23 protein-coding genes are annotated in these 23971 nt (G+C 69.4%); 10 read left to right on the top strand and 13 right to left on the bottom strand.

The window, feature by feature from the left end; genetic code table 11:
* Positions 1–133 precede the first annotated feature (133 nt).
* The 4 genes from ychF (at position 134) to WMF27_RS36465 (ending at position 3234) form a co-directional block, all read left to right on the top strand.
* Positions 134–1225, top strand: coding sequence for a redox-regulated ATPase YchF (gene ychF, locus WMF27_RS36480; RefSeq protein WP_437764265.1), 1092 nt, complete (start codon positions 134–136; stop codon positions 1223–1225).
* Positions 1226–1406: 181 nt separating this feature from the next.
* The gene (locus tag WMF27_RS36475) at positions 1407–1811 is read left to right on the top strand and encodes a hypothetical protein (protein ID WP_437764266.1); all 405 of its coding nucleotides are present in this window, start codon (positions 1407–1409) and stop codon (positions 1809–1811) included.
* Positions 1812–1972: 161 nt separating this feature from the next.
* Complete coding sequence (locus WMF27_RS36470; RefSeq protein ID WP_272102758.1) at positions 1973–2611, top strand: hypothetical protein; 639 nt, start codon at positions 1973–1975, stop codon at positions 2609–2611.
* Positions 2608–3234, top strand: a complete 627-nt coding sequence (locus WMF27_RS36465) for a hypothetical protein (protein WP_437764267.1) — start codon at positions 2608–2610, stop codon at positions 3232–3234. The genes WMF27_RS36470 and WMF27_RS36465 overlap by 4 nt, the downstream gene beginning before the upstream one ends.
* 55 nt (positions 3235–3289) lie before the next feature.
* Here WMF27_RS36465 and WMF27_RS36460 read toward each other — a convergent pair whose 3' ends face one another.
* Complete coding sequence (locus tag WMF27_RS36460; RefSeq protein WP_437764268.1) at positions 3290–3844, bottom strand: DUF4142 domain-containing protein; 555 nt, start codon at positions 3842–3844, stop codon at positions 3290–3292.
* Positions 3845–4111: 267 nt separating this feature from the next.
* On the opposite strand from WMF27_RS36460, the gene WMF27_RS36455 reads away from it, so the two are divergent.
* Positions 4112–4387, top strand: coding sequence for a hypothetical protein (locus tag WMF27_RS36455; protein ID WP_437769962.1), 276 nt, complete (start codon positions 4112–4114; stop codon positions 4385–4387).
* Positions 4388–4475: 88 nt separating this feature from the next.
* Here WMF27_RS36455 and WMF27_RS36450 read toward each other — a convergent pair whose 3' ends face one another.
* From WMF27_RS36450 to WMF27_RS36420, 7 genes are all read right to left on the bottom strand, one after another.
* Positions 4476–4832 carry a 2Fe-2S iron-sulfur cluster-binding protein gene (locus tag WMF27_RS36450; protein WP_437295123.1) on the bottom strand — a complete coding sequence of 119 codons (357 nt, stop codon included), beginning with the start codon at positions 4830–4832 and terminating at the stop codon, positions 4476–4478.
* Positions 4832–6838 carry a Fe-S protein assembly chaperone HscA gene (gene hscA, locus WMF27_RS36445; RefSeq protein ID WP_437764269.1) on the bottom strand — a complete coding sequence of 669 codons (2007 nt, stop codon included), beginning with the start codon at positions 6836–6838 and terminating at the stop codon, positions 4832–4834. The genes WMF27_RS36450 and hscA overlap by 1 nt, the downstream gene beginning before the upstream one ends.
* The gene (gene hscB, locus WMF27_RS36440) at positions 6835–7371 is read right to left on the bottom strand and encodes a Fe-S protein assembly co-chaperone HscB (RefSeq protein WP_437764270.1); all 537 of its coding nucleotides are present in this window, start codon (positions 7369–7371) and stop codon (positions 6835–6837) included. Before hscB ends, hscA begins: the two co-directional genes overlap by 4 nt.
* A 54-nt stretch (positions 7372–7425) precedes the next feature.
* The gene (locus WMF27_RS36435; protein ID WP_437764271.1) at positions 7426–7902 is read right to left on the bottom strand and encodes a HesB/IscA family protein; all 477 of its coding nucleotides are present in this window, start codon (positions 7900–7902) and stop codon (positions 7426–7428) included.
* 73 nt (positions 7903–7975) lie between these two features.
* The gene (gene iscU, locus WMF27_RS36430) at positions 7976–8425 is read right to left on the bottom strand and encodes a Fe-S cluster assembly scaffold IscU (RefSeq protein ID WP_437764272.1); all 450 of its coding nucleotides are present in this window, start codon (positions 8423–8425) and stop codon (positions 7976–7978) included.
* A gap of 75 nt (positions 8426–8500) precedes the next feature.
* Positions 8501–9718 (bottom strand): IscS subfamily cysteine desulfurase, encoded by a 1218-nt coding sequence (locus WMF27_RS36425; RefSeq protein WP_437769963.1) that lies wholly within the window; start codon positions 9716–9718, stop codon positions 8501–8503.
* Positions 9719–9736: 18 nt separating this feature from the next.
* Positions 9737–10264 carry a MerR family transcriptional regulator gene (locus WMF27_RS36420; RefSeq protein ID WP_437764273.1) on the bottom strand — a complete coding sequence of 176 codons (528 nt, stop codon included), beginning with the start codon at positions 10262–10264 and terminating at the stop codon, positions 9737–9739.
* A 464-nt stretch (positions 10265–10728) separates the two neighbouring features.
* Between WMF27_RS36420 and WMF27_RS36415 the strand changes: the two genes are divergently transcribed.
* The 5 genes from WMF27_RS36415 (at position 10729) to WMF27_RS36395 (ending at position 16167) form a co-directional block, all read left to right on the top strand.
* Entirely contained in the window at positions 10729–11835 is a 1107-nt protein-coding gene (locus WMF27_RS36415) for a glycosyltransferase family 4 protein (RefSeq protein ID WP_437764274.1), read from the top strand.
* On the top strand, positions 11832–12296 hold the full coding sequence (locus WMF27_RS36410) for a serine O-acetyltransferase (RefSeq protein WP_437764275.1): 465 nt from the start codon (positions 11832–11834) through the stop codon (positions 12294–12296). The genes WMF27_RS36415 and WMF27_RS36410 overlap by 4 nt, the downstream gene beginning before the upstream one ends.
* A gap of 283 nt (positions 12297–12579) precedes the next feature.
* Complete coding sequence (locus WMF27_RS36405; protein WP_437764276.1) at positions 12580–13392, top strand: class I SAM-dependent methyltransferase; 813 nt, start codon at positions 12580–12582, stop codon at positions 13390–13392.
* 406 nt (positions 13393–13798) lie between these two features.
* Positions 13799–15364: a glycosyltransferase family 4 protein gene (locus WMF27_RS36400; protein ID WP_437764277.1), complete on the top strand. Its 1566-nt coding sequence runs from the start codon at positions 13799–13801 to the stop codon at positions 15362–15364.
* Between the two features lie 56 nt (positions 15365–15420).
* Positions 15421–16167, top strand: a complete 747-nt coding sequence (locus WMF27_RS36395) for a class I SAM-dependent methyltransferase (RefSeq protein WP_437764278.1) — start codon at positions 15421–15423, stop codon at positions 16165–16167.
* Positions 16168–16231: 64 nt separating this feature from the next.
* Here WMF27_RS36395 and WMF27_RS36390 read toward each other — a convergent pair whose 3' ends face one another.
* The 5 genes from WMF27_RS36390 to WMF27_RS36370 all read right to left on the bottom strand — a co-directional run bounded on the left by WMF27_RS36390 (position 16232) and on the right by WMF27_RS36370 (position 23917).
* Positions 16232–17788 carry a heparinase II/III domain-containing protein gene (locus WMF27_RS36390; RefSeq protein ID WP_437764279.1) on the bottom strand — a complete coding sequence of 519 codons (1557 nt, stop codon included), beginning with the start codon at positions 17786–17788 and terminating at the stop codon, positions 16232–16234.
* Positions 17785–19050: a glycosyltransferase family 4 protein gene (locus tag WMF27_RS36385; RefSeq protein WP_437764280.1), complete on the bottom strand. Its 1266-nt coding sequence runs from the start codon at positions 19048–19050 to the stop codon at positions 17785–17787. The genes WMF27_RS36390 and WMF27_RS36385 overlap by 4 nt, the downstream gene beginning before the upstream one ends.
* Before the next feature lie 58 nt (positions 19051–19108).
* Complete coding sequence (locus tag WMF27_RS36380; protein ID WP_437943335.1) at positions 19109–19945, bottom strand: hypothetical protein; 837 nt, start codon at positions 19943–19945, stop codon at positions 19109–19111.
* 129 nt (positions 19946–20074) lie between these two features.
* Positions 20075–21616, bottom strand: a complete 1542-nt coding sequence (locus WMF27_RS36375; RefSeq protein WP_437764282.1) for a hypothetical protein — start codon at positions 21614–21616, stop codon at positions 20075–20077.
* 12 nt (positions 21617–21628) lie between these two features.
* Positions 21629–23917, bottom strand: coding sequence for a GumC family protein (locus WMF27_RS36370; RefSeq protein WP_437764283.1), 2289 nt, complete (start codon positions 23915–23917; stop codon positions 21629–21631).
* Positions 23918–23971: the final 54 nt, after the last annotated feature.

Here is a 23971-nt window from a genome sequence, read left to right as displayed (position 1 = left end):
GTGACCCTCCGCGCGCCGGGCCGCGCGCGGCGCTGACGGCGGACGGCGGCGCGGGCGAACCGGGAATCTCGCTGGGGCGGTGCTGCCCACGGGGCCGGGCCGCGCGACCCTGCCTGTGCTAGACGTGCGCGCCATGAGCGTCGAGGTTGGCATCGTCGGACTGCCCAACGTGGGCAAGAGCACCCTGTTCAACGCGCTGACGGCCGCCAAGGCCGAGGCGCAGAATTACCCCTTCTGCACGATCGAGCCCAACGTCGGCGCCGTCCCTGTCCCTGACGACCGGCTCACGACGCTCGCGAAGTTCATCAAGAGCGAGAAGATCATCCCCGCCATGGTGCAGGTGGTCGACATCGCCGGGCTCGTGCGCGGCGCGAGCACGGGCGAGGGGCTCGGGAACAAATTCCTGAGTCATATCCGCGAGGTAGATGCCATTCTCCACGTGGTCCGCTGCTTCACGCTCGCGGACGTCGTGCACGTCGACGGCGGGGTCGACCCGCTCCGCGACATCGACACGATCGAGACGGAGCTGATGCTGGCCGACCTCGGCTCCCTCGAGGGAATGCTGGAGCGCACGCGGAAGCAGGCCAAGGGCGACAAGGAGCTCCTCCCGAAGATCGCGCTCATGGAGAAGTGCCTCGAGGCGCTCCAGGCCGGCAAGCCCGTCCGCGGCCTCTCCTTCGACGACGAGCAGCGGAAGGTCGTGAAGACGTTCGGCCTGATCACGGCGAAGAAGGTCCTCTACGTGGCGAACGTCGACGAGTCCGACGTCTCCGGCACGGGCCCGCTCGCGGCGAAGGTGCGCGAGCGCGCCGCCTCCGAGGGCAGCGGCGTCGTGCCGGTCTGCAGCAAGCTCGAGGCGGAGCTGAACGAGCTCGCGCCCGACGAGCGCAAGGAGATGCTCGAGAGCCTCGGCATGAAGGAGCCGGCGCTCTCGACGCTCGCGCGCGAGGCCTACCGGCTGCTCGGCCTCCAGAGCTACTACACGGTCGGTCCCAAGGAGATCCGCGCCTGGACGATCCCGATCGGGTGCACGGCGCCGCAGGCCGCGGGGGTCATCCACAGCGATTTCGAGAAGGGCTTCATCCGGGCGGAGGTCTACAAGGTGGACGACCTCGTCGAGCACAGGACCGAGGCCGCCATCCGCGCCGCCGGCAAGCTGCGCGTCGAGGGCAAGACGTACGTCTTCCAGGACGCCGACGTCGCGCACTTCCTCTTCAACGTCTGACTGACCGTCCCTCCCACGAGCGCGCCCGCTGCAGTCGGTCTCCCCGAGCGGGGCCCGGTGCGCCCCTGCTTCGCGGGCGGCGCGGCACCGCCGTTGCTCCGCCGGCGTTCGCGCAGGCGCGGTGTGCCGGCCACGACCGCCGGCGCTCCGCGGACCTCGCGCTTCGGACGGAGGCAGGACGGTGCCCAGGGCGAACGTCGGTGCGTGGTGTGTGCTGGTTCTCCTCTCCTCGTGGGGGAGCGCCGCGGCGGGCTGCGTCGCGGCTGCCACCGACGTCCCGCCCGAGGAGGCGGGCGCCCCGGACCCGGGCGGCGGCGCGGCGCGGGCGCCTGTTCCGCCCGCGCGCTGCGATGTGCCGCGCGGGTTCTCGGAGGGCGCGCCGCCCCGCTTTCCTGCGGTGCCCGCGCCGGCCATCGGCCACAGGCCATCCGCGGAGCCCCGCGACGACGTCTTCGGCCGCTTCCTGCGAGCCACCGTCGTCTTCTGCGGGCCCGACGGAGAGCCGTATTTCCTTCACTATCGCTTTTACATCACGGGCCCGTTCTCGGGCCGCTGGCTGCGCCCGCCGCTGCTCCAGCCGCTCTGAGCGCGCCTCCCTGCCCAGCCCGCCTGGCGGCCGGGGCGATCGCTGTTCGTCGCCGTTCTTTGGACGATGGCGCCGCTGGCCGCGGCGCCCCGTCCGGTTTTTTGACCCCCCGGATCCGCTCGGCTACCTCCTTCGCCTTCACGAGACGAAAGGACGATCATTTGGGCGCACTCAAAGGATCCATCTCATTCTCGAAGTTCTATGTCCGCGGCGAGCTCACCGAGGGGTTCCGCGACAGGTTCGTCGAGCGAATCCAGCTCCGCGCGTTCCGGCCGCTCACGGTCGAGGAGGACGCGGAGCAGCGCGCCGGGTGGTGCTCCATCGAGAACCCGCTCGACTGCGAGCTCGATCACGGCAAGATCTTCTTCAACTCGTACATCAACCTCGGCCTCAGGACCGATCGCTGGCAGGTGCCCTCCGCGCTCTTCAAGGCGCATTTCGCCGAGGCGGAGCGGGAGCACCTCGCGAAGCGCGGGCGCGAAAAGCTCGGGCGGCGCGAGAAGGAGGAGCTCCGGGCCGTCGTGTCGAGGAAGCTCCGCGCGCAGCTCATGCCGGTGATGAAGGTCGTGGATCTGTCCTGGAACCTGGAGGCCGGCGTCGTCCGGTTCTGGAACCAGTCGCCGCGCGCGCACGAGGGGCTCTCGGAGCTCTTCGAAGAGACCTTCGAGCTCGATCTCGTGCCGGAGAGCCCGTACACCGCCGCCCGTGAGCTCGGCTTGACGGCCGAGCAGCTGGCCGCCTTCGAGCTGCTCAAGCCCACGGTCTTCCACGCGGAATCGACCCTTGGAGGTGCCCTGTGAGCCTCGCTGAGCTGATCGAGCAGCGCCGGTTCGTCGGCCGCGAATTCCTCGTCTGGCTCTGGTTCGAGAGCGAGCTCTTCGAGGGCCGCTTCTCCCTGGACGCCCTCGGCGTCTGCGAGCTCTGGCTCGAGGGGCAGATCACGCTCGTCCAGGAGAAGGAGCAGAGCCGGCTCAAGGGCGCGGCGCCGAGCAGCGCCCCCGAGGCCCACGAGGCGCTGCGCCAGGGCAAGCTCCCGTCGCACGCGCGCGTCCGCGTCACGCGCGGAGAGCTCGAGTACGCCTTCCTGTTCAACGCCGACGCGTTCTCGCTCTCGGGCGTGAAGATCCCGAGCGTCGTCAAGGACGCCGCGGACGAGCAGTTCTACGAGCGCATGTACCTCATCGAGGAGCTCGAGACGCTCTTCACCGCGCTCTACGGCGAGTTCCTCGCGCTCCGCCTCGGGGCCGCCTGGGAGTCCGGGGTGGCGCCGTTCCTCCGCACCTGGGTCCGGGGCGAGCCGGTCGACACGGCCGCGTATCAGAAGCTCCGGGGCAAGCTCGCGCCCGTCCGCGGCGCGGCGAGGTCGAGGACGACCCCGCCGCCAGCGGAGAGGCCCGACCGCGCGGCGCGCGTGGTCGCCTGAGCGCGCCGGCCGCCGCGCGCCGGCCGCGCCGCGCGGGGCCGGCGCGCTCGCGCCGCTACTTCCCCTTCACCTTGCCGTGGACCTGCTTCGCCATCGCGAGGTGCTCCTGGAGCTGCGGCAGCGTCGAGGCGGCGAAGTGCTTCACGTCCGCGTCCTTCGCCTCCTTCGAGGCCTTCTCGAATTCCTCGATGTCGCGCTGGTGGTCATCGACCATCGCGCTCATGTAGTCCCTGTCGAACTCGACCCCTGTCTTCTTGGACAGCTTGTCGACGTCCTCGCGGTGTTTCTGCGTGAGCTCTTGCGGTACGAGCGCGTCCTTGCGGTGCGCGAGCCCCGCGAGCCGCTTGTTGATCGCCGTGTGATCGTCGACCATCCGCTGCGCGAAGCGCTTCACTTCCGGGCTCGCGGTGCGCTGCTTCGCGAGCTGCCCGAGCCGCACCTCCAGGAGCCCTCCCTGGCCAGCCTTCTCGACGAACTCCCGATCTGACTCGCTGAGCTTGGTTTGGCTGGCCTGGGCCTGCTGCCCTGTCGAGCCCTGCCCCTCTGCAGCGGCAGAGGCCGGCACGGACGCTGCCGCCATCATGATGGTGAATAGAACAGGCTTGAGCATCTCAGTCCCCTCCTTGTCACGGCCGCCTTCCGGCGGCGGTGCCGATCGCTCCATCGCCCCGGGACGGCCGGACTCCACTGCTCGGCGCCCCCGGGTGATGCGCTCGCCGTATGTCGTGAGTCGCTGGCGCTCTGGCAAGGGGCAGCGAGCATGGGGCGGTCCGCTGTCCACGCGCCCGGCTTGGCGCAGCGGGCCGCGCCCGGCGGACGGGCAAAAGGCCCCCGAGAACTGGGCCCCGGCCGATCGCTCCATCTACCGTTGGCGCCTGTGGTCGGCGAGTTCTTCAAGCGCCTCACGAACGGCGTCGTCTTCCTCCTCGCCGCCCTGACCTTCTTCCTCGTCCCCATCGGCAGGAAGACGGCCGCGCAGCACCTCGTCGCGATCGTCTCGACGCCGCCGGCCAGGGAGGCCGCCTCGGCGTTCGCCCACATCGCTCGGCGCATCGCCACCGAGGCGCGCACGGAGCTGGACAAGCTCCGCCGCCCGCCGCCCGCGCAGCGCGAGCCGAAGCCGACGACCGCCAAGGTGAGGCCGCCGCCGTAGCCGTTCCTGCCGTCGTTGCGCGCTGCTCGCGCCGGGCGGCGCGCTGCTCGCGCTGCTCGACCCGCGCCGGGCGGCGCGCGACGGGGGCTCAGCCCTTGCGCGGATCCTTCACGTTCGGGTGCTCGTTGTAGAAAGCGTCGAGGCTCTCGCGGGAGATCTCCGCCTCGATATCGCCGTCTTTCAAGATCTTCGCCTGACAGCCGAGGCGGCTCGTCGACCGGACGTCGAAGGCCTTGTCGAGGATGTCCTCCTCGTCCTCCTCGGCCTCGCTGAGGAGCTCGCGGCCCTTCGTGACGTAGACGTGGCAGGTGGAGCACGCGCAGACGCCGCCGCACGCGTCGCCCTCGGGCGCGCCCACGGACTTCGACGCCTGGAGGACGGACGAGCCCACCGGGGCCTCGACCTCCCACGCGCGTCCGTGCGCCAGAAATCGGACCTTGGCCATCAGCTCCTCCTCGCCTCGACGCCGGCCTTCGCTGGGCCAGCGCCGCCCGCCTCGACCTGCGCGTGGCTCGCGTCGCCCCCGCCGTGCTCGGCCAGGTGCGCGTCCACGCCCTTCGCCGCGGCGACCTTCGCCTCGACGTCCTCGACCTGCTTGCCCGCGATCGCCCTGGCCACGGCGCGGTCCATCCGCCGCCCCGCCCACCCGTGTGTCGCCTCGTCGAGCGCCTCCGTGCGCGCGAGGATCAGCCCCGGCTTGTCCCCGCGGATCGCCGCGTCGAGGCCCTTCAGCGCGCCCTCGATCACCTCGCGCTCGCCTGGATCGAGCAGATCGGCGTCCGCGGAGAGCGCCTTGCGCGTCGCCATGGCCACGCGCTCGCCCTCGACCCGCGCCTCGACCAGCCGGCGCTTGAGAAGGTCCTCCTCGCCGTGGTCCAGCGCCGCGAGGAGCATGTTCTCGACCTCCTCGTCGGTCAGCCCGTAGCTCGGCTTGACCTCGACCTTCTGCTCGACCCCCGTCGTCAGCTCGCGCGCGGTCACGCCGAGCAGGCCGTCGGCGTCCACGCGGAACGTCACCTCGAGCCGCGCCATGCCCGCCGGCATCGGCGGGATCCCCTTCAGCACGAAGCGCGCGAGCGAACGGCAGTCGGCGGCGAGCTCCCGCTCGCCCTGCACGATGTGCAGATCGAACCCGGTCTGGTTGTCCGCGTAGGTCGTGAAGACCTGCCGCGCCCCCGCCGGGATCGTCGTGTTCCTCGGCAGGATCTTCTCGGCGACGCCGCCCATCGTCTCGATGCCGAGCGACAGCGGCAGCACGTCGAGCAGGAGCACCTCGTCCGCGCGATCCATCGAGCCGGCCAGGATGTCGGCCTGGATGGCCGCGCCCAGCGCGACGACCTCCTCCGGATCGATGTCCTTGAGCGGCTCCTTGCCGAAGAGGCGCGCCACGTAGTCGCGCACGTGGGGCACGCGCGTCGCGCCGCCCACGAGGATCACGCCGTCGATGTCCGCGGCCTGGACGCCCGCGTCGCGGAGCGCGCGGCGGCACGCGACGCCCGTGCGCTCCAGGAGCGGCGTGATGAGCGCGTTCAGCTCGTCGCGGGTCACGGTGACCAGCTTCGACGCCGGGCCGCCCGTCGCCTCGGCCGCCTGCACGGGCAGCTCGATCTCGATCTGCGTCGCGTCGGTCAGCGCGTGCTTGATGCTCCGGGCGGTGTCGAGCGCGAGCCGCACCACCTCGGGCGTGCGCCGCGTCGCACCCATCTCCTCGAGCAGCCGCTCCGCGAGCGCCCTGTCCATGTCGTCGCCGCCGAGCGAGCTGTCGCCCCCCGTGGACTTCACCTGGAAGACCCCGTTATCGAGCAGGAGCACGGTGACGTCGAACGTCCCGCCGCCGAGGTCGTACACGGCGAACAGGCCGTTCTGCTGCTTGTCGAGCCCGTACGCGAGCGCCGCGGCGGTCGGCTCGTTGAGCAGGCGCAGCACCTCCAGCCCGGCCAGCCGGCCGGCGTCCTTGGTCGCCTGCCGCTGCGCGTCGTCGAAGTACGCCGGCACCGTGATCACCGCGCCGCCCACGGAGCGGAGCTCGCGCTCCGCCGAGGTGCGGAGCTCCTTCAAGATCTCCGCCGACACCTCGACGGGCGTCACGACCGCGTCCCGCACCTTGAAGCGCACGCTCTTCGCGTCCTCGGGGCCCTTCGGCTCCGCGAACTCGTACGGCCCGAGCCGCCGCGTCTCCGGATCGTTCGCGCCGCGGCCCATGAAGCGCTTCACGCTGACGATGGTCTCGCGGGGGTGGCTCTGCGCGAGCCGCCGCGCGCTGTCGCCCACGACCGCGCGGCCGCGCTCGTCGTAGTGCACGACCGACGGCAGCAGCCGCTCTCCATTGCAGTCGTCGATGACCACCGGGCGGCCATCGCGCACGCGGGCGACGAGCGAGTTCGTCGTCCCGAGATCGATGCCGATCGGGCTGGGCCTTGCCTTGGGATCGAAAATTTCGAGGAGGGTCATTTCAAATCTGCGAGCTCTTCTTCGATGGCGCTCACTTCTTCGAGGAACCGCCGGATGTAGCGGAGCTCGCTGAGCAAGGCGAGCACGCCCTGCAGCTGCTCCGGATCATTCCCTGCGGCGGCGAAGGCGCCCTGGATCGCCGTGAGGGTCGCCTGCTCGCGCGCGAACATCGCCTCGCCGAGCCGCGCGATCCGCGCGGGATCGCGCCCCTTCGCCGCCTCGGCGAGCTCTTCGCGCGACTCCATCATCTCCATGAGCAGGGCGGGGGAGGCCTTCTGCTCGCCCTCCTCGCCCCGCGCGACCCCGGCGCGCTGGAGCAGCGCCTCGGCCCGGCGGATCGGATCCCTGAGGACGCGCAGGGCGTCGTTCGCCTCGATCGCGCGGCCGAGCGCGAGCCGGCGCTCGGCCGCGGGGGCGCCCGCGTAGCGATCGGGGTGGAGCGCGCGGGAGAGATCGCGGTGGCGCTGCTCCAGCGCGCGCAGGTCGAGGTCGAACCGCGGCTCGACGCCCAGGGTATCGAAGGGATCGGTCATGGCGTGCTCTGGGGAAGGCGCCTCGGAGGCGGGGCGGGCGCTCCCTGCGGCGGCTCAGGCCACCGTGAACGAGTGCCCGCAGCCGCAGCGCGTCGCCTCGTGCGGGTTCTTGAACTTGAAGCCCTGGTACATGAGCGTCTTCTCCCAGTCGAGCACCGAGCCGCCCAGGTAGAGGATGCTCTTCTTGTCGCAGAAGACGCGCACGGTCGCCTTGTCCGGCTCGGCGAACTCCAGGACGAGGTCGCCGGACCGGGGCGGCTTGTCCTCGAACTCGATGACGTAGGAGAACCCGGAGCAGCCGCCGCCGCGGATCCCGACCCGGATGGCGCCCTCGGGCGTGCCGCGCTTCGCGAGCTGCGCCCGGATGGCCTGCACCGCGGCGTCGCTCACCGAGAGCGTCCGCTTCGACGTTGCCTCCGCCTCGCCCGGGGCCCCGTCGCCGCGCGCGGGCGCGCCGTCCGCCGTTGCGGCGTGCGCGGCGTGCGGCCCGGTGTCCGCCGCCTTGGTCGTGGTCTGCTCACTGCTCTGCATGCGTCCTTCCTTCTCCGGTTCCGGTTCCGGTTCCGGTGCTGCGGGCCGCCTCCGCCCCGAAGCCCCGGCGCTGTTACTCCGCGCTCGCCGTCGCGGCGGCCGCGGCGGGGACCGAAGACGCCGCGCCTGCGAGCTCCTTCCTCGCCTGCTGCTTGGCGCGGAAGTCGGCGATGGCGCTCTTGATCGCGTCCTCGGCGAGGACCGAGCAATGGATCTTCACCGGAGGCAGGTGGAGCTCCTCGGCGATCATGCTGTTCTTGATCGTCTCGGCCTCGTCGATCGTCTTGCCCTTCAGCCACTCGGTGGCGAGCGACGACGACGCGATGGCCGACCCGCAGCCGAACGTCTTGAACTTCGCGTCCTCGATGACGCCGCCCTCGCCGACCTTGATCTGCAAGCGCATGACGTCGCCGCAGGCCGGAGCGCCGACGAGCCCGGTACCGACGCGCTCGTCATTCTTGTCGAGCGTGCCGACGTTGTGGGGGTTCTCGTAGTGCTCGATGACCTTTTCGCTGTATGCCATGGCTCTCTCCTCGACCGTTTCCTTTCGTCTCGAAACCTTGCTCTGCCGGGCCGGTGGCGGCGCCCGCGCCGCTCGTCAGTGGGCCGCCCACTGCACGGAGTTCAGGTCGATCCCCTCTTTGTGCATCTCGTAGAGGGGCGACATGTCGCGCAGCTTGTTCACCTTCCGGATCACGAGGTCAGCCACGTAGTCGACCTCCTCCTCGGTGGTGAAGCGCCCGAGCCCGAACCGGATGGACGAGTGGGCGAGGTCGTCGCCGATGCCCATCGCGTGGAGGACGTAGGAGGGCTCCAGGCTGGCGCTCGTGCACGCCGAGCCGCTCGAGACCGCCACGTCCTTGATCGCCATCATCATGGCCTCGCCCTCGACGAAGCTGAACGACACGTTGAGGTTGCCCGGCAGCCGCCGATCGGGCGAGCCGTTCAGCTGGATGGCGTCGAGCTCCTTCCAGAGCCGGCTCCTGAGCCGCTCGCGCAGCGACAGGATGCGCGCCGACTCCGCCTCGCCCTCCTGCATGAGGATCTCGGCCGCCCTGGCGAACCCGACGATGCCGGGCACGTTGAGCGTGCCGGACCGCATGCCGAACTCGTGGCCGCCGCCGTCCATCTGCGCGGTGATGCGGACGCGCGGCTTCGACCTGCGCACGTACAGGAAGCCGATGCCCTTCGGGCCGTAGATCTTGTGGGCCGTCACCGACGCGAGGTCGACCCCCATCTGCTCGACGTTGAACGGGACCTTCCCGACCCCCTGCACCGCGTCGGAGTGGAGGAGGACCCCCTTCGATTTCGTGATCTTTCCGATCTCGCCGATGGGCTGGACCGTGCCGACCTCGTTGTTGGCCAGCATGATCGAGACAAGGATCGTCTTGTCGCTGATCGCCCGGGCGACGTCGTCCGGGTCGACCATCCCGTACTTGTCGACCTTGAGGTAGGTGATCTCGTAGCCCTGCTTCTCGAGCCGCTTGCAGGTGTCGAGCACCGCCTTGTGCTCGATGACGCTCGTGATGATGTGGTTGCCCTTGTCCTTGTAGAACTCGGCGACCCCCTTGATGGCGATGTTGTCGCTCTCGGTCGCGCCGGAGGTGAAGACGATCTCCTTGGGGTTCGAGGCGCCGATGAACCTGGCGAGCGTCTCGCGCGCGTGGCCGACCGCCTCCTCGGCCGTCCAGCCGAAGACGTGGCTCCGGCTCGCGGCGTTGCCGAATTTGCCGTTGAAATACGGCAGCATGGCGTCGAGGACACGCTGATCGACCGGCGTCGTCGCGTGGTAGTCCATGTAAATCGGAAGCTGGATACCCATGATGTTTCTCGCTCAGCGGTGATTCGAGCCGTGGCGGCAATGCCCATTGCCGCGGATGCCGGCGACGAGCTCGGGCTCAGCCGTGCTCTTGTCGTGGAGGTTACAGTTCGTGCAGGCGGCGACGAGCTCTGCCGGGTCGCACGTCTCGCAGGTGTCGAGGTAGGCGAGGCTCGCCACGAGCTCGTGCTCGAGGGTCTTGAGGTGCGCGATCTGCTCCCGCACCTCTTCGAGCTTCTGCTGGTAGACGTGGCGGATCTGCGCCATCGCGCCGGGGGCCGAGGGGGACGACTCCCAGGTCGAGACGATCTGCTGGATCTGGCTCAGCGACAGGCCGAGGTCGTGGAGCTTGCCGATCCACCGGACGCGGGTCAGGGCCCCGTGATCGTAGAGCCGGTAGCGCCCCTTGGAGCGGGCGTGCGGCGTGAGCAACCCCACCTCTTCGTAGTGGTGGATTGCCCGCACGGTTTTCCCGGTTGCCTTGGCGATGTCCCCCACCTGAAGGAGGCGCTCCTCCTCCTCGGCGCCACCGAGAACCCCCATCAGGTCGTCCGTTCGGGACGTACTGGACGTGACGGGTCCCGCGATGCTTTGCTCGTGGGCCAGCGGAAGGTGGTGGCGGGTGGTCATCGGGTGGTCATCGGGTGGTCATCGGATCATTGCGCTCGAAACCGTGCTCGGTTGAAACCATGACCCTTACGTGCGCGTGAGGGTTGGGGACCTTGTAGGTCGGAGCGCCAAGACTGTCAACCGGGTCGTACGAGGCCAGCGTGAAACAGCGGAAGGAGGCGGAATCGGCGGCCGCGCCGCGGCGGGTCGGGGCGGCGGGGGGGCGCGCCTGCAGAGCCCGCCCCGCCGCCCTGTGCCGAGGCAGGCTGGCTGCTTTCCCTGGGGCGCGGGCCGTTCGGTGACGATCCGGCGCTGTCGGCGCGGCGCTCGGCGAGCGGGCGTTCCCGCCATCCATCGCCGCACAGGTATGGTATCACCTCCGGGACGATAGCGACGCGATGGCAGACAAGAAACGAATCCTGTTCGTGGGCTCGTTCAATCCCCCGGCTGACGGGAGGATGGGTGGGCAGTACTTTGCCTGTCGCTCGCTGATCGAGAGCGATCTGAAAGATGATTTCGATTTCCTCCTCGTCGACTCCACCCTCGACAGCATCCGGGTGCAATCGGCGCGCCGCAGGCTGCACAGGATCGCGCCGAGGGTGCTGAGGTGCGTCAGGGCGCTGCTCTTCTCGAGGGTGGACGCGCTCCTCTTGTTCTCGAGCTCGGGGCTGAGCTTCGTCGAGAAGGGATCGATTGGGCTCCTCGGCAAGCTGCTCGGCAAGAAGGTCGTCATCTTCCCTCGCTCGGGGCCGATCGTCGACAATGTCGCCAGGAGCAGGCTGTACAGGTCATACCTGAGCGCCGTCGTGAAATCCTGCGATGTCGTGATATGCCAGAGCGAAACTTGGCGAAGCTTCTTCCAGAGCGTGGTCCCCGAGGAGCGCGGGGACAAACTCGTCGTCATCGAGAACTGGCTGCCCGACTCCAGCTTCGGCGACGTGGGAGAGAAGGCATACCCGCGAGCCATGGACAGGCCCTTGAGGCTGCTCTATTTCAATCGGATCGAGCGGCAGAAGGGTATTTACGATTTCCTCGAGGCCATGCTCCTCTTGCAGCGGGCGAACGCCTCGGTCAGCGCCAAGATCTACGGGGACGGGAGCGAGCTGGACGACGTGCGCAGGTTCATCTCCGAGAAACAGCTCGATAACACCGAGTACATGGGCTGGCTCTCGACGGACAAGAACGACGTCATCTCGTCCTTCGATCTGTGCGTGTTCACCTCGCACAGCGAAGGGTTCCCGAACGCCTTGCTCGAGGTCATGGCCCTGGGGGTCCCCGTCGTGTCCAGCAGGGTGGGCGCCGTGAACGATCTGGTCGTGTCCGGGAGAAATGGGCTCCTGGTGGACGTCGGGAGCCCGGGCCAGATCGCCGAGGCGGTCCTGACCGTCCTCCGCGAGCCGGCGCTGCTGGAGGAGTTCTCGCGGCGCTCGCTCGAGAGGGTGAGGCAGACCAACACGATGGGTCATGCCGTGACCAAGTTCAGAGACCTGTTGTCGACGCTATGAAGAACCCTTCTGTGCTGCTGTATCGGCTGGGAAACTTCTTTTATCGGAACAACCTGACCTTCGTCGCCACGATCATCACGTGGTTGAACAGGTGGTTGTTCGCGGTCTTCGTCCCTTCCTCGGCCACGATCGGGGCGAATTTCAGGCTCGCCTACTGGGGGCTTGGGATCGTGATCCACACAAGGGCGGTCATCGGCGACAACTGCATCGTCTGCCAGAACGTCACGATAGGCAGGAATTTCGGCAGCCAGGGCGTCCCGCGCCTGGGCAACGACGTCTATGTCGGAGCGGGGAGCGCCGTCTTCGGCGACATTGTCATCGGGGATAACGTGATCATCGGAGCCAACAGCGTCGTGAACAAGGACGTGCCGTCCAACTCCGTCGTCGCCGGAAATCCGTTCAGGATCATCGCGTCCGACAGGAAGCTCAAGTACTACGAGCTGGATAACCCGAGCGCCTGATCCGCAGGATCGGGTCGGCCGGTCCGCGTGACGGGGCGCGCCTTCTTGCGTGCGTGTTCCGTGCGTGTTCCGTGCGCGCCCGGCCCCATGGTGCGCGTGGCCCGTGGGGGCCTGCACCGCCACGGGCGCGCCGGTTTCACCCGGCCGGGGAGCGCACGCACCTCGAGCGCACGGGGCGCCGCGCTGCGACATCCGTCCAGATTTGTCCTGGACCGAGCTGGGAAACCGTGATTCCTTTCGCGAGGCACCCGCCCCGCCGGCGGCCTGCCCTAGCGAGGACGTGATGAGCAACACGGCGTCGTCGGCCGGAGACAAGGCAGGAAGAGCGCATTGGAATCAAGTGTGGTCGAACCGGTCGCTCCCGACGCCGGTGGATCCGCACGCGCGTGGGTTTCGGCAATATGTGCGCCAGGCGTTTCATCGGGAGTTCGTTCGCGCGTTCGAGGGCATGGACACGAAGGGGCAACGTCTGCTGGAGATCGGCTGTGGTCGTTCCGCCTGGCTCCCCTACCTCGCGCGTGAGTTTGGCTTTCAGGTCAGCGGGCTCGACTATACCGAGATCGGCTGTGCGCAGGAGCGGGACATCCTCGCGGGCGCCGGCATCCCTGGAGAGATCGTGTGCGCCGATCTGTTCGAGCCGCCGGAGCGCTTCGTGGGCGCCTTCGACGTGGTGGTGTCGCTCGGCGTGGTCGAGCACTTCGAGGACACGGCGGGCTGCCTCCGCGCATGCGCGCGCTACCTGCGCCCAGGCGGGCGCATCGTCACGGAGATCCCGAACATGCGCGGGCTCGTGGGGTGGGTGGCCAAGGTCACCGACAGGCCGACCTACGACGTTCATGTTCCGCTGGACCGCGAGGCGCTGGTGAAGGCGCATCGCGACGCGGGCCTCCATGTGCTGCGGAGCGACTACATCCTGCCGCTGGACGTCAGCCTCTTCGGCGTGGGCAGCATCGGGTCGCGCTGGCTCCGCCTGCCGGCGGTCGGCGCTGCCTCCGCCGTTGCTGAGCTCGTCTGGGCGCTCGACGCGCGCGGCCTGGCTCCCCGACCGAACGCCGTCACGTCCCCGTACATCTTCTGCGTCGCCGAAAAGAGCTGATGGCACGACTCCATCGCGCCATGGAGTCTCGGGCCAGAAAGCGCACACCAGGCGCGGGCTCCATCGCTGCTATGGAGCGCCGCGCGGCCCGCGCGGGGCTCCACGCCCAGCCGAGACGAGAAGGGGCCCGCCGAGGCCACGTCTCTGTCCCGATGAAGGCGTTTCCGCTTTCACGACAAGCCCCGCCATGGCCGAGTCCGGCATCATGACATTGTCACCAGGCCGACGCACCATGGTAGACACTCACAGGTAAATTTGTTCGATGTGGCTGTAAAATGTGAGCAAAGGCAGAAAATTCCAGATGCTCGCCGCATTCCAAAGCCTGCTCCTGGGTTGTTCCGTGTGCTGACTTGGGGTACTAAGTGCGCACCAACAACGGGCTGTCCGCCATGGTGATGAGCTATGAATGCCGCCCGCCGCGCCGCACCTTAGGGATGCGGGATTTCCAGAGGAGCGAGCGATGGTAAGTACGCTCACGGCGGTCATTCTGGCGCTGGTGTTCTCGTGGGCAGCGACGCCGCTCGCGCGCCGTTTGGCGGTGAGGGTGGGGGCGGTGGATGAACCGACCGCGCGGCGCGTACACACGCGGTGCGTCCCGCGCCTGGGCGGGCTCGCGATCGTGGCGGGTTTCGTGCTGCCGCTGTTCATCCTGGTCGCGCTGGGGACGCAGATCGGGCTGTTGTGGTTCTCGCAGCACTCGCTGGTGGTGGGGCTGCTGGCTGGAGGGCTGGCGATCGCCGCGGTCGGCGCCTGGGACGATACGAAGGGAATGCGCGCGCGACACAAGCTGGCCGCGCAGGTCCTCGTCGCGTCGATCGCCTGGGCCTTCGGGCTCCGCCTCGAGTGCGTGACGCTGCCGTACTTCGGTCATGTATCGTTCTGGCCGCTCTCGTTCCTGGTGACGATTCCGTGGTTCGTCGCCATCATCAACGCGATCAACCTGATCGACGGGCTCGACGGGCTCGCGGCGGGCGTCGGCTTCTTCGCCTGCGTCGCGAACTTCATCACCGCGTACCTCGGCGGCTACCCCGGCAACATGGTGATCTGCCTGCTCGCGGCGACGCTCGCGGGCGCGATCGTGGGGTTCCTGTTTCACAACTTTCACCCCGCGACGATCTTCATGGGGGACACCGGGAGCATGTTCCTTGGGTTCATGCTGGCCGCGATCCCTCTCTTCGGCGTTGGCACGCACAAGGGCGGCACCGCGCTCGCCGTCATGGTGCCGCTGCTCGCGCTGGGCCTGCCGATCTTCGACATGATCTCGGCGATGGTGCGGCGTTATGTCGCTCGCCGGCCGATCTTCTCCCCCGATCGTTCGCACATCCACCACAAGCTGCTCGACAAGGGCCACTCGCATCGCAGCGCGGTGCTGATCCTGTACGGGCTCAGCCTGCTGTTCACCGTGGTCGCGCTGGTGGCGTATGTCGGCCGCTCGCTCGAGATCGGGTTTGCCCTCGTCGCCTGCAGCGTGGTGCTCTTCATCGTGGTGCGCACGGCGGGCTCGCTCCCGCTCTTCGGGGCGCAGCCGCAGGACCCTCGGCGCGCCCGCGAGGCCACCGTGGAGGCGCTGCGCCGCGCCGTGCCGTGGGCGCTGATGGAGATCGAGGCGGCGAGCGGCGTGGACAGGCTGCGCCCGGTGCTCGAGCGCTTCGCCGAGGAGGCGAAGCTCGTCGCGCTCGAGGTGAGCTCCGCCGGCGCCAATGGCAGCGCGCGCGTGAAGCCCTGGAGCTGGGCGCAGGACGCGGCGACGGCCCAGCAGCTCCGCGAGGCGGTGGTCGCGGTGTTCCCGATCCAGCTCGAGGGCGAGACCGTCGAGCTGCGCTTCCGCTGGGACAGCGAGGCGTGCGCGGTCAGCCCGCAGGCCGACATGCTGCTGCAGCTCGTCGTGGACTCTGCAGAGCGCCTGCTTCTACGCCGGCCGCCGCCGCGCGCGCGGGATTCGCGCCCGCAGGGGCGCTTCTCGGTGGTGTGAGGGGCCGCTATCCCCCGCTGATTTGTTCGTGCCGCCGGACTAGCTGAGGAGACATCGTGGACATTGCCAGCAGGATCGTTGGTCTCAACAACAAGACGAACGAGCTCTATTATCGTTTCAGCGATCGTGCGCATTACTGGAAGGTCTACCAGGGCATCGTGGACGAGGCGGTCACGCCGGCGACGGACATCATCCACCTCGGCTGCGGGCCGCTGTGGTTCGGTAAGGTCGCGACGGTGCCCCTCGACGGCAAGACCATCTACGCGGTCGACCCGGATGAGGAGGCGCTCGCGCGCAACCCGGCGCAGCGGCATATCTGTGCGTTCGGCGAGTCGATCCCGCTGCCGGACGGCTGCGCGGACGTGATCGCCGCGGACCACCTGCTCGAGCACCTCGAGCGGCCCGAGGCGGTGCTGCGCGAGGCGCACCGCCTGCTGCGGCCGGGTGGGCGGTTCGTGTTCACGGCGCCGAACCTCCTCTCCTATTCGGGGCTCGCGACGCACCTGACGCCGCACTGGTTTCATAGGCTCTACGTCGGGCTGCTGCGCGGGACGAACGGCAGCGACAATGCCAAGCCGTACCCGACGTACTTCCGCATGAACACGGTCTGGGCCGTGAACCGCATCGCGAAGGCCGCGGGCTTCCGCGTCGATAAGCTCGCTACCGGGGTCGACCATCCGACGTATACGGTGCTGGTCCCCGGGCTCCACCAGGCTGCGTTGGCGCTGCACCTCGTGCTCGACAAGGTCGAGGCGCTCTCGCCCTTCCGCATCACGCTCACAGGCAGCCTCGTGCGCGAGTAGCGGTCACGCTCCGGGCGTGGAACGCCGGAGCGACTGCGGCGTTCAGCGCGAAGCCCGAGCCGCTCTAAAAGCGGATGCGAAAGCCGCCGCGCCAGGTGTCGCGCACGTCGCCGCGCCCGGAGAACACCGTGGCCGCCTGCGACCTCCGGAAGCGGGGGTGCCACACGCCCGAGCTCCGCTCCGGCGCGAGCTGGATGCCCTCGATCACGATGGACTGGCGCTGCAAGGTGGCCTCGTCGAGCCTGAGCCGGGAGCACGCGCTCGTCCTGCCCCCGAGGATGTCGTCAAGGACCATGAGCTCCCGCGCGGCGAGCTCCACCGTCCGGCGATGTCGGGGGGCCCCGGGGAGCGCTCGATACCCGTCGTGCTCGGCCTCCACGGTGACGCGGGCCGGGGCGCGCTCGAGCCTGCGCACCTCAGCGCGCGCCCGGCGGCCGACGCGAAAGGCGCTCCATACCTCGCTCGAGTCCATGTTGCCGAGCTCCACGGTGTTGTGGGCGCGCGTGGAGCGGGTCGTCTGCCGGTCGCTGTCGGCCTTGTAGCTGGAGACCCCGTAATCGACGACAGCACGCTCTCCGCTGAGCCATAGCTCGAAGGTGAGCGCGTCCGCGTGCACGTGCCCTGGCTGATAGGGGGCCCCATCCATCCCCGCGTCGAGCGCGAGCCAGGCCCGGTCGCCGAACCGCAGGATCACCCAGCCGGTGGCTGGGAGGTAATCGAACGACGGCACGTCGTCCGGCGGCGCGCCGGGGGCCCCCCGCGCGCCGCCGGAGGCCGTTCCCTGCACGAAGAGGCCGAGGTCCGCGCCGAGGGCGAGGACCTGGTCGAGCTCGGGCGCGGCGTCGAGCGACGCATCGTTGAAGAGAGGATACGAGCCATCCGGCGCGCGCACGGCGGCCGCCCACTCGAGGGCCCTCTCCGCCGTGGTCCGCCAGCTCTGGGGCACAGCGCGGCCGGCTGCCTGCGCGAGCTCGATGGCTTCGAGCAGCCCGGCCGTCAGCGCGAGGTGGTACGAGGCGGAGAGCTCGAAATGACCGCCGTCCGCGAGGAACTGCTCCGGCAGCTGCCAGGCCAGGATCGCGGAGCCGAGCCGCCACCACGCCTCGGCCTCAGGCCCTTGGGCCACCGCGCCCCCGCACACGAGCCCGATCGCGTTCTCCAGGAGGTGATTGGCGAGCAGGTGCAGCTCGAGGCCGAGCGCGATGGCCCGACACGCGCGCGCCAGCTCGGCAGAGAGCCCGGGGCGTCCGAGGCGCGCCGCCACCGCGAGCCGGCGGGCGCGCACCGACGCGGGAAACGCGTGCGACGCGATCGGGTCGTCCCACGGGCCGGGGGCGGGGAGGGTCGGCTCGGCCCCGAGCTCATAGCCGTAGGCGCGCTCGTAGGCGTGCAGGAGCGACCCTTCGGGAATGGCTGCCAGTCGCGCGCGCCCGCGCTCCTTCTCCGCGTCGGCGAAGGCCGCGAACCGCGGGCTCGACGGGGCAAAGCCCGGCCGGACGCGCGGCGCCAGCGCCGCGCTCGGCCCCCCGCCGAGCGCGCGGCGGCCGAGGGCGACCGGGCGGGCGAGCACCTGCAGCGGATGGAGCTGGACGAGGGTGCGGGCGATCCGCGGGAGGTTCATCGTTCGCTCCTGCTCTGGCCTTCAGGAGAGCGCGAGCGGCTGAGCACGCGCTCCAGCACATCGACATACTCGCGCGCGAGCATGTCGCGCTCGAACGAGCGCATCACGTGGGCCCGCCCTGCCTTCCCCATGCGCCTTCGCCTCTCGGGGTCGGAGGCGAGCTCGACGATCGCCCGGATCATGGCCGGTACGTCTTCAGGGGGAGCGAAGACGCCGGCGTTCGCCTCCTCGACGATGGACCGCGCCTCGCCATCGACCGAGATCACGATAGGCCGCTCCATGGCGAGGATCTCGAAGATCTTCGACGGGATGACCGTCTGAAAGAGCTCGGTCTTGCGCAGCGGCACGAGGCATAGATCGGCGGTCGCATACACCTCGGCGACCGCATCGCGCGGGAGGGCGCCGAGGAACGTCACATTGGAGAGCCCGAGCACCCGGGCACGCGCTTCCAGGCTGGCCCGCTCCGCCCCCTCGCCGGCGAACAGGAAGCGAATGTCGTCGCGGGCGCGCAGGCCGTTCGCCACATCGAGCACGGCGGAGAGGCCGTGCGCCATCCCGTGCGTCCCGACGTACGCGACGACGATGCGCTCACCGATGCCGAGCTTCTCCCGGAGCGGCGTGTCGCGCGAGGAGGGGGTGAAACGATCGAGGTCCACGCCGTTCCTGATGACGTCGATCTTGCCGGCAGGGATGCCTCGCTGGACGAGCCGCTCGCGGAAGCTCTGCGTGACGACCACGATCCCGTCGGCCGCCTCGTAGAGATGCTCCTCGATGCGCGTGAGCCCGCGCACGACCGCGTGCCCGGCGGAGAGCGCGCCCACGGCCACGATCGACTCGGGCCAGAGGTCGCGCACCTCGAACACGAACGGCAGCCCGCGGAGCATGGCGAGCCCGTAGCCGGCCATGGCCGAGAGGAACTGGGGGCTCGTCGCGATGAGGACGTCGGCCCGCGGTAAACCGAGCTGCGCGAGCGAGAGCGCGGATAGGGCGAAGGACCCGTACGCGAGCGAGCGACGCACCGTGCCCCGGTTGGCGGCGGCGTAGATCCAGGTGCGGAGGACCCGCACTCCGTGGAAGTCCTCTTCCACGCGGAGCCGGCCTCGATACGCAGCCGGGATCACCCCAGTCGGGTGGTTCGGCATGCCCGTCAGGACCGTGACGTCGTGTCCGGCACGCCGCCAGGCCCGGGAAAGCTCGGAGACACGCGCAGCGGGGGCCCCAGGCTCGGGGGGAAAGTAGGGAGAGACGTAAAGGATGCGCATCAGGGTTTCAGGGAGGGCTCCGCGTGGGAAACGAGCTTCGCTCGGCGGAAGAGGGCCGTCAGCAGCTCAGGATGAGCGCCTTGATCTCCGTTCCGCCGTGGATGCTGTCGATGTGCCCGAAGCCGCTCTCCGTTCGCACGAACAGCGACGCCTTCTCGGCGTCGCGGTTGTCGATCACGAGGAGCTGCCCGCCAGGCGCGAGGGTGCGCCAGAAATTGCGCGCGGCTCGGCGGAGCTGATCGTCGGAGAAATAGGCGCGATTCAGGATGTTCGCTGCCTTGATGACCGTCGGCGCGGGGCCATCCCACGGCTGGAAGATGTCGTGGGGCCTGAGGCGCACGCGCGCGTCCCGGCGCGCGATCTCGCGGAGCCGCGGCTGGATGAGGGATACCTCCGGATAGGCCGGGTCGAAGGGCGGGATGGCGCCGCGCCACCCTGAGAGCACCCAGCGCGGCCAGCGGCGCGATCCCGCCGCTGCGGGATAGAACAGCAAGCGCGGGGTGGCCGCAAGGACGCAGGCACCGTCCGCATCATAGAAGAACGCCCGCCCGCGGTCGTCGGTGCGCACCCGGAGCGAGAGCGCCCTGTCCGTCACATAGTACGCCTCGAAGGCGTCGCCGAGCGCGGCGATCAGATCGAGCGCCGTGCTCCCGTCGGAGGCACCGACATCGAGGACGACGGGGCGCTTCTGCCGGAGCGCTTCCACGAGGAGGGCGTCGCTCTGCCGATGCCTGCCCGGCCGCGTTGTCTTGTAGGTGCCGCCCAGCAAGAGGACGGAGATCCGCTCCGAGAACACCTCGGGCGACGTGATCTCCTCAGGCCGGAGCAGCGCCCGCGGGTCCGGGAAGCAGACCCTTCGGGGCAGCACGCGCGCCGGCCAGCTTGAACGGTTCAAACGAAAGGGAACTCTCATGACGATAGGGACCTGGCTTTTCCGCTCTTCAATGTTTCGGCGCTGCGCGGTCCATCTTGCGGGCGCGCGGTCCGCGTTGTCCTCGCGCCGGCAAACTCCACCCCAGCGCGGCTATCGCCCCAGCGCAGACGAGGGGCCGAGGCGCGGGTCGCGCAGGCGCTGGCCGGGTCTCTTGCGTGTCGGGCGGAGCGCCGCCAGCCCGCGCCGCAGGTGCGCGACCACCGAGGTGAGCAGGAGCACCGCGATCAGCGCGATCCCCAGCGACACCGTGATCTTGAGCAGCGCGGTCAGCTCGCCGCGAAACTGGTTGTATGCGAACGAGGCGAGGTTCACCGCCGCAGCGCGGATGAGCAGGGGCGAGCCGCGGGCGCCGGCCACGAGGAGCGGAAGCATGAAGAAGAGCGCGCTGAAGACCCCGATCTCGATGGCCGTGCCGGCGAGCCCGAAGTTCAGGTACCCTTCGGCGGCGGCGCCCATCGCGAAGCCGGTGCCGCCGCGCGCGAGGTCGGGGGCCTCCCACAAGGCATATCGCTGCGCGAGGCCGAGCGGCCGCTCGCTCCAGAGCGGCTTGGGCACCAGGATGAGGAACGCGTTCACCCAGCTCTCGCCTGGGTAGCTGATGATGGGCGGCCGCTCGTTCACGACGCTGACGAGGTTGGCGTAGACGCGCTGGAGCTCTCCGATCTCCAGCGGGTTCTCTATCTGATCGAGGTACGCGCTGGCCGACGATATCTGCGCGTCGAGCCCGCTGCCCTGCTCGGCGCGGGCGCCTTCCACGACGATGCCGTAGAAGAGGACGCCCACCATTCCGATGGCCAGCCACACGCGTCGGATCTGGATGCCAAACGCATGTGCGGCGAGCGCGATGGAGAGGACCGTCCAGACGAGGGGGCCCCGGCGGCCCATGATCGTGTTGAGCAGAAAGCTCACCAAGAAGCACAGCCCCGCGAGCGAGATCACCCTCGGCACGCCCAGCCCCGCTTTGCGGAGCGATACGGCCCGGAGCAGGAGGTAGACGACGGCCAGCCCGACGAGATGCCAGCCGCCGAGGAGCAGCCCTTTGCCATCTGCCTCGAGGTGATTGGAGGCGTAGTTCATCGAGAAGAACCGCCCCACGCCGATCGTGGCGATCCATGTGAGCACGAGCCCCAGGCCCACCATGCCGACGATGATCGTCGCCCAGTCCTGGTCCAGCGTCGCCTTGGGCCTGTGCGCCGGGACCAGGCGCTGCAGGTCAGGCGCTTCCTTGGGGCGGCTCAGCGCGGTGCAGGCGAGGGCGCACCCGACCGCGCCGGCATAGGCCACCTGCATGGCTGCCGTCTCATGGCTCGACAGGGCGAACTCGCGGGAGATGAGGAGGCGCAGGATAGGTGAGTAGGCGACGCTGAGGAAATAGGCGGCTGGTATGTAGGTCTCCGGATCCAGCGGATGGAACCGGGGGCCGCTGGCGCGGGCGAGCGACGGGGCGGCCAGCAAGAGCAGGAGGCCGATCGTCCATCCGCGGCCGTCGCCGAGCGCTCCCTCGAGGATCGGGCCGAGGGCCGCCAGCGTCCCGACGAGGAGCGTCGCGGCCACCCGGCCGAGGGGCGTCTTCGTCCGCCGCGCGGGCGCCGCGCGGGCGCCGCGCGCGCGGGGGAGTCTCAGCGGGGGCAACGGCGGCGCTCCTCAGTTCGGCAAGGGGGGTGGAGGAGCGTCCGCCGGGGGCGGGGGCGCCGGCTCGGAGGGCGCGTGGTAATAGCCGTCCTTCCTGTCACCATAGTAGTGGTAGACCCCGTACTCCTGGCGTTTCAGATCGACGGCGTTCAGCACGACGCCCACGGTCTTGCCGCCGACGTCGAGCAGCGCGCGGATCCCGTAGCGCGCGAAGTCGTGCCTCGTCGAGGAGGCGCGCACGACGAGCACCGTGCCGTCGACCAGCGTCGACAGCACGGCGCCGTCGGTGACCGCGACGATGGGAGGGCTGTCGATGATGACCCGGTCGAAGCGGCCCTGGAGCTTCTGGAGCAGCGCCTTGAAGCGACCGCTGTGCAAGAGCTCCGCCGGGTTCGGCGGGATCGGGCCTGCCGGGATGACGTAGAGGTTCTCCACCTCGGTCTTGAGCGCGCTCTCGTCGTCCACAACGGAGTCGTCGAGCAGCGCGCTGGTGACGCCGAGCTCCGGGCTCTTGCCGAAGATCTGGTGGATGCGCGGCTTGCGGAGGTCGCAATCGATGAGGACGACCTTCTGTCCGGCCTGCGCCATGGCGACCGCGATGCAGCAGCACACGGTCGTCTTGCCCTCGCTGGGGCCCGCGCTGGCGATGAGGAGCGTCTTGTAAGGCCGGTCGGGCGACATGAAGAGCAGGTTGGTCCGGATCGCGCGCGCCGCCTCGGCGATCCCGCTCGTCGGCTGATCGTGCACGACGAGCTCGCGCCGGCCCAGCTGGGGCGCGGCCTTGCCGCGGTGGCGCGCCCTGCGGCGCTGGGCTTCCTTCTGGTCCCGCTTGTCGAACTCCGGGAGGAGGCCGAGGAAGGGCAGCCCGAGCTCCCGCTCGACCTCATCCGGCGTCCGCAGCGTGCGATCGAGCATCGCCCGCGCCAGCGCCGCGCCGATCCCGAGGAGCAGCCCGGCGAGGATGCCTATCCCGATGTTGACGCCGACGCGCGGCCGCAGCGCGGTGAGCGGGAGGTTCGGCCGATCGAGGATGTGGATGTTGTTCACCCGCAGCATTCGCTGGAGATCGCTCTCCTTCGTGCGCTCCAGGACGAGCTGGTACAGCTTCTCCGTGTTGTCCTTCGTCCTGCGGAGTCGATCGTACTCGATCTTGAGGGAGTTCAGCTCGAACGCCTGCTTCTTCGCGTCCTCGAGCAGCCCCACGAGGCCCCCCTCCTGGCGCTTCACGATGGCGAGATCGCGGCTCACCGCGCCCTGAACGTTCTTGATCTCGGCGACCAGCGCGCTCCTGTTGGCGGCGACCCGCTCGGTCGCGGCGCGGACGTCGGGGTGGTTTTCACCCTTGCCGGAGCCGATGAGCGCGTCGCGCTCACGGGCGCATTCCTCCTGGCGCGCGCGCAGCATCTGGAGGACCGGGCTCTGGATGAGCTCGGAGGCGGGGAGGTCGAGCGGGTTGTTCGGGTCGAGCTTCGACAGCTCGTGGTTCCGGGCCGCGAACTCTTCACGTTTCGTGCGCACGGACGTGAGAGCGTCGTTGATCTGCTTCATCTCCTCGCGCAGCAGGTTTGTCTTGTCCTCGAAATCGACGTCGAGGATGTTCTTGCTGAGCTTGTATTCGTGGAGCGACGTCTCGCTCGTCTCGAGATCGTTCTTCAGCTTGTCGAGCTGCGCCCGGAGCCAATCGACGGCTGAGTTCGTCGAGGCGACCGCGTCATCGAGGTTCTGCTCGATGTAGATGTCCATCAACGTGGAGAGGATGCGCTGAGCCCGCTCGCGATCCGCGTCGTTGTAGCGGATCACCGCGAGGCGGCTGTCCTTCACCGGCTCGACAGCGAGCCGCTCGCGCAGGATCTCCGCGGCCTCCTCCGGGGTCACGGACATCGGCCCGGGCGAGGCCGCGTCCTTCGGGAGGTCCTTCAGAAAATAAGCATCGTTCTGCAGGTTGAGCTGGGCGACGACCGCCAGCGCCACCCGGATGGACCGGATGACCTTGTACTGGGTTTCATAGTACTCGCGGTTATTCCAGTACGAGCCGGCGCCCATGTCGACCACGGTGTCGACCCCGCGGCCGAGCGGCCGAGGAGGGTTCGGATCGAACTGCACCGTCGCCGCCGATTGATAGATCTTCTTCTGCCCGAGCGTATAGAACGTGACGCTGAGGGCGACCAGGAGCAGGGTGGTCAGCGCGATGGCCCAGTGCTTGCTGACCGTTCGCCAGGTGACGACGAGGTCGAACGCGCGCTCGCCTGTGATCTCGTCGCGGAGAGCGGTCGTGGAGGGGGCTCTGGATTCGTCGGCCATAAGTCATGCGCTCGAAGCGCCTTCGCGGAGGGTAGAGGTCCGCGCGGAGGGCTA

It is taken from the genome of Sorangium sp. So ce281 (assembly GCF_051527395.1).
Lineage (GTDB): Bacteria > Myxococcota_A > Polyangia > Polyangiales > Polyangiaceae > Sorangium > Sorangium cellulosum_B.
The sequence above is the reverse complement of the archived record's forward strand: the minus strand, read 5'-3'. Positions and strand labels throughout refer to the sequence as shown.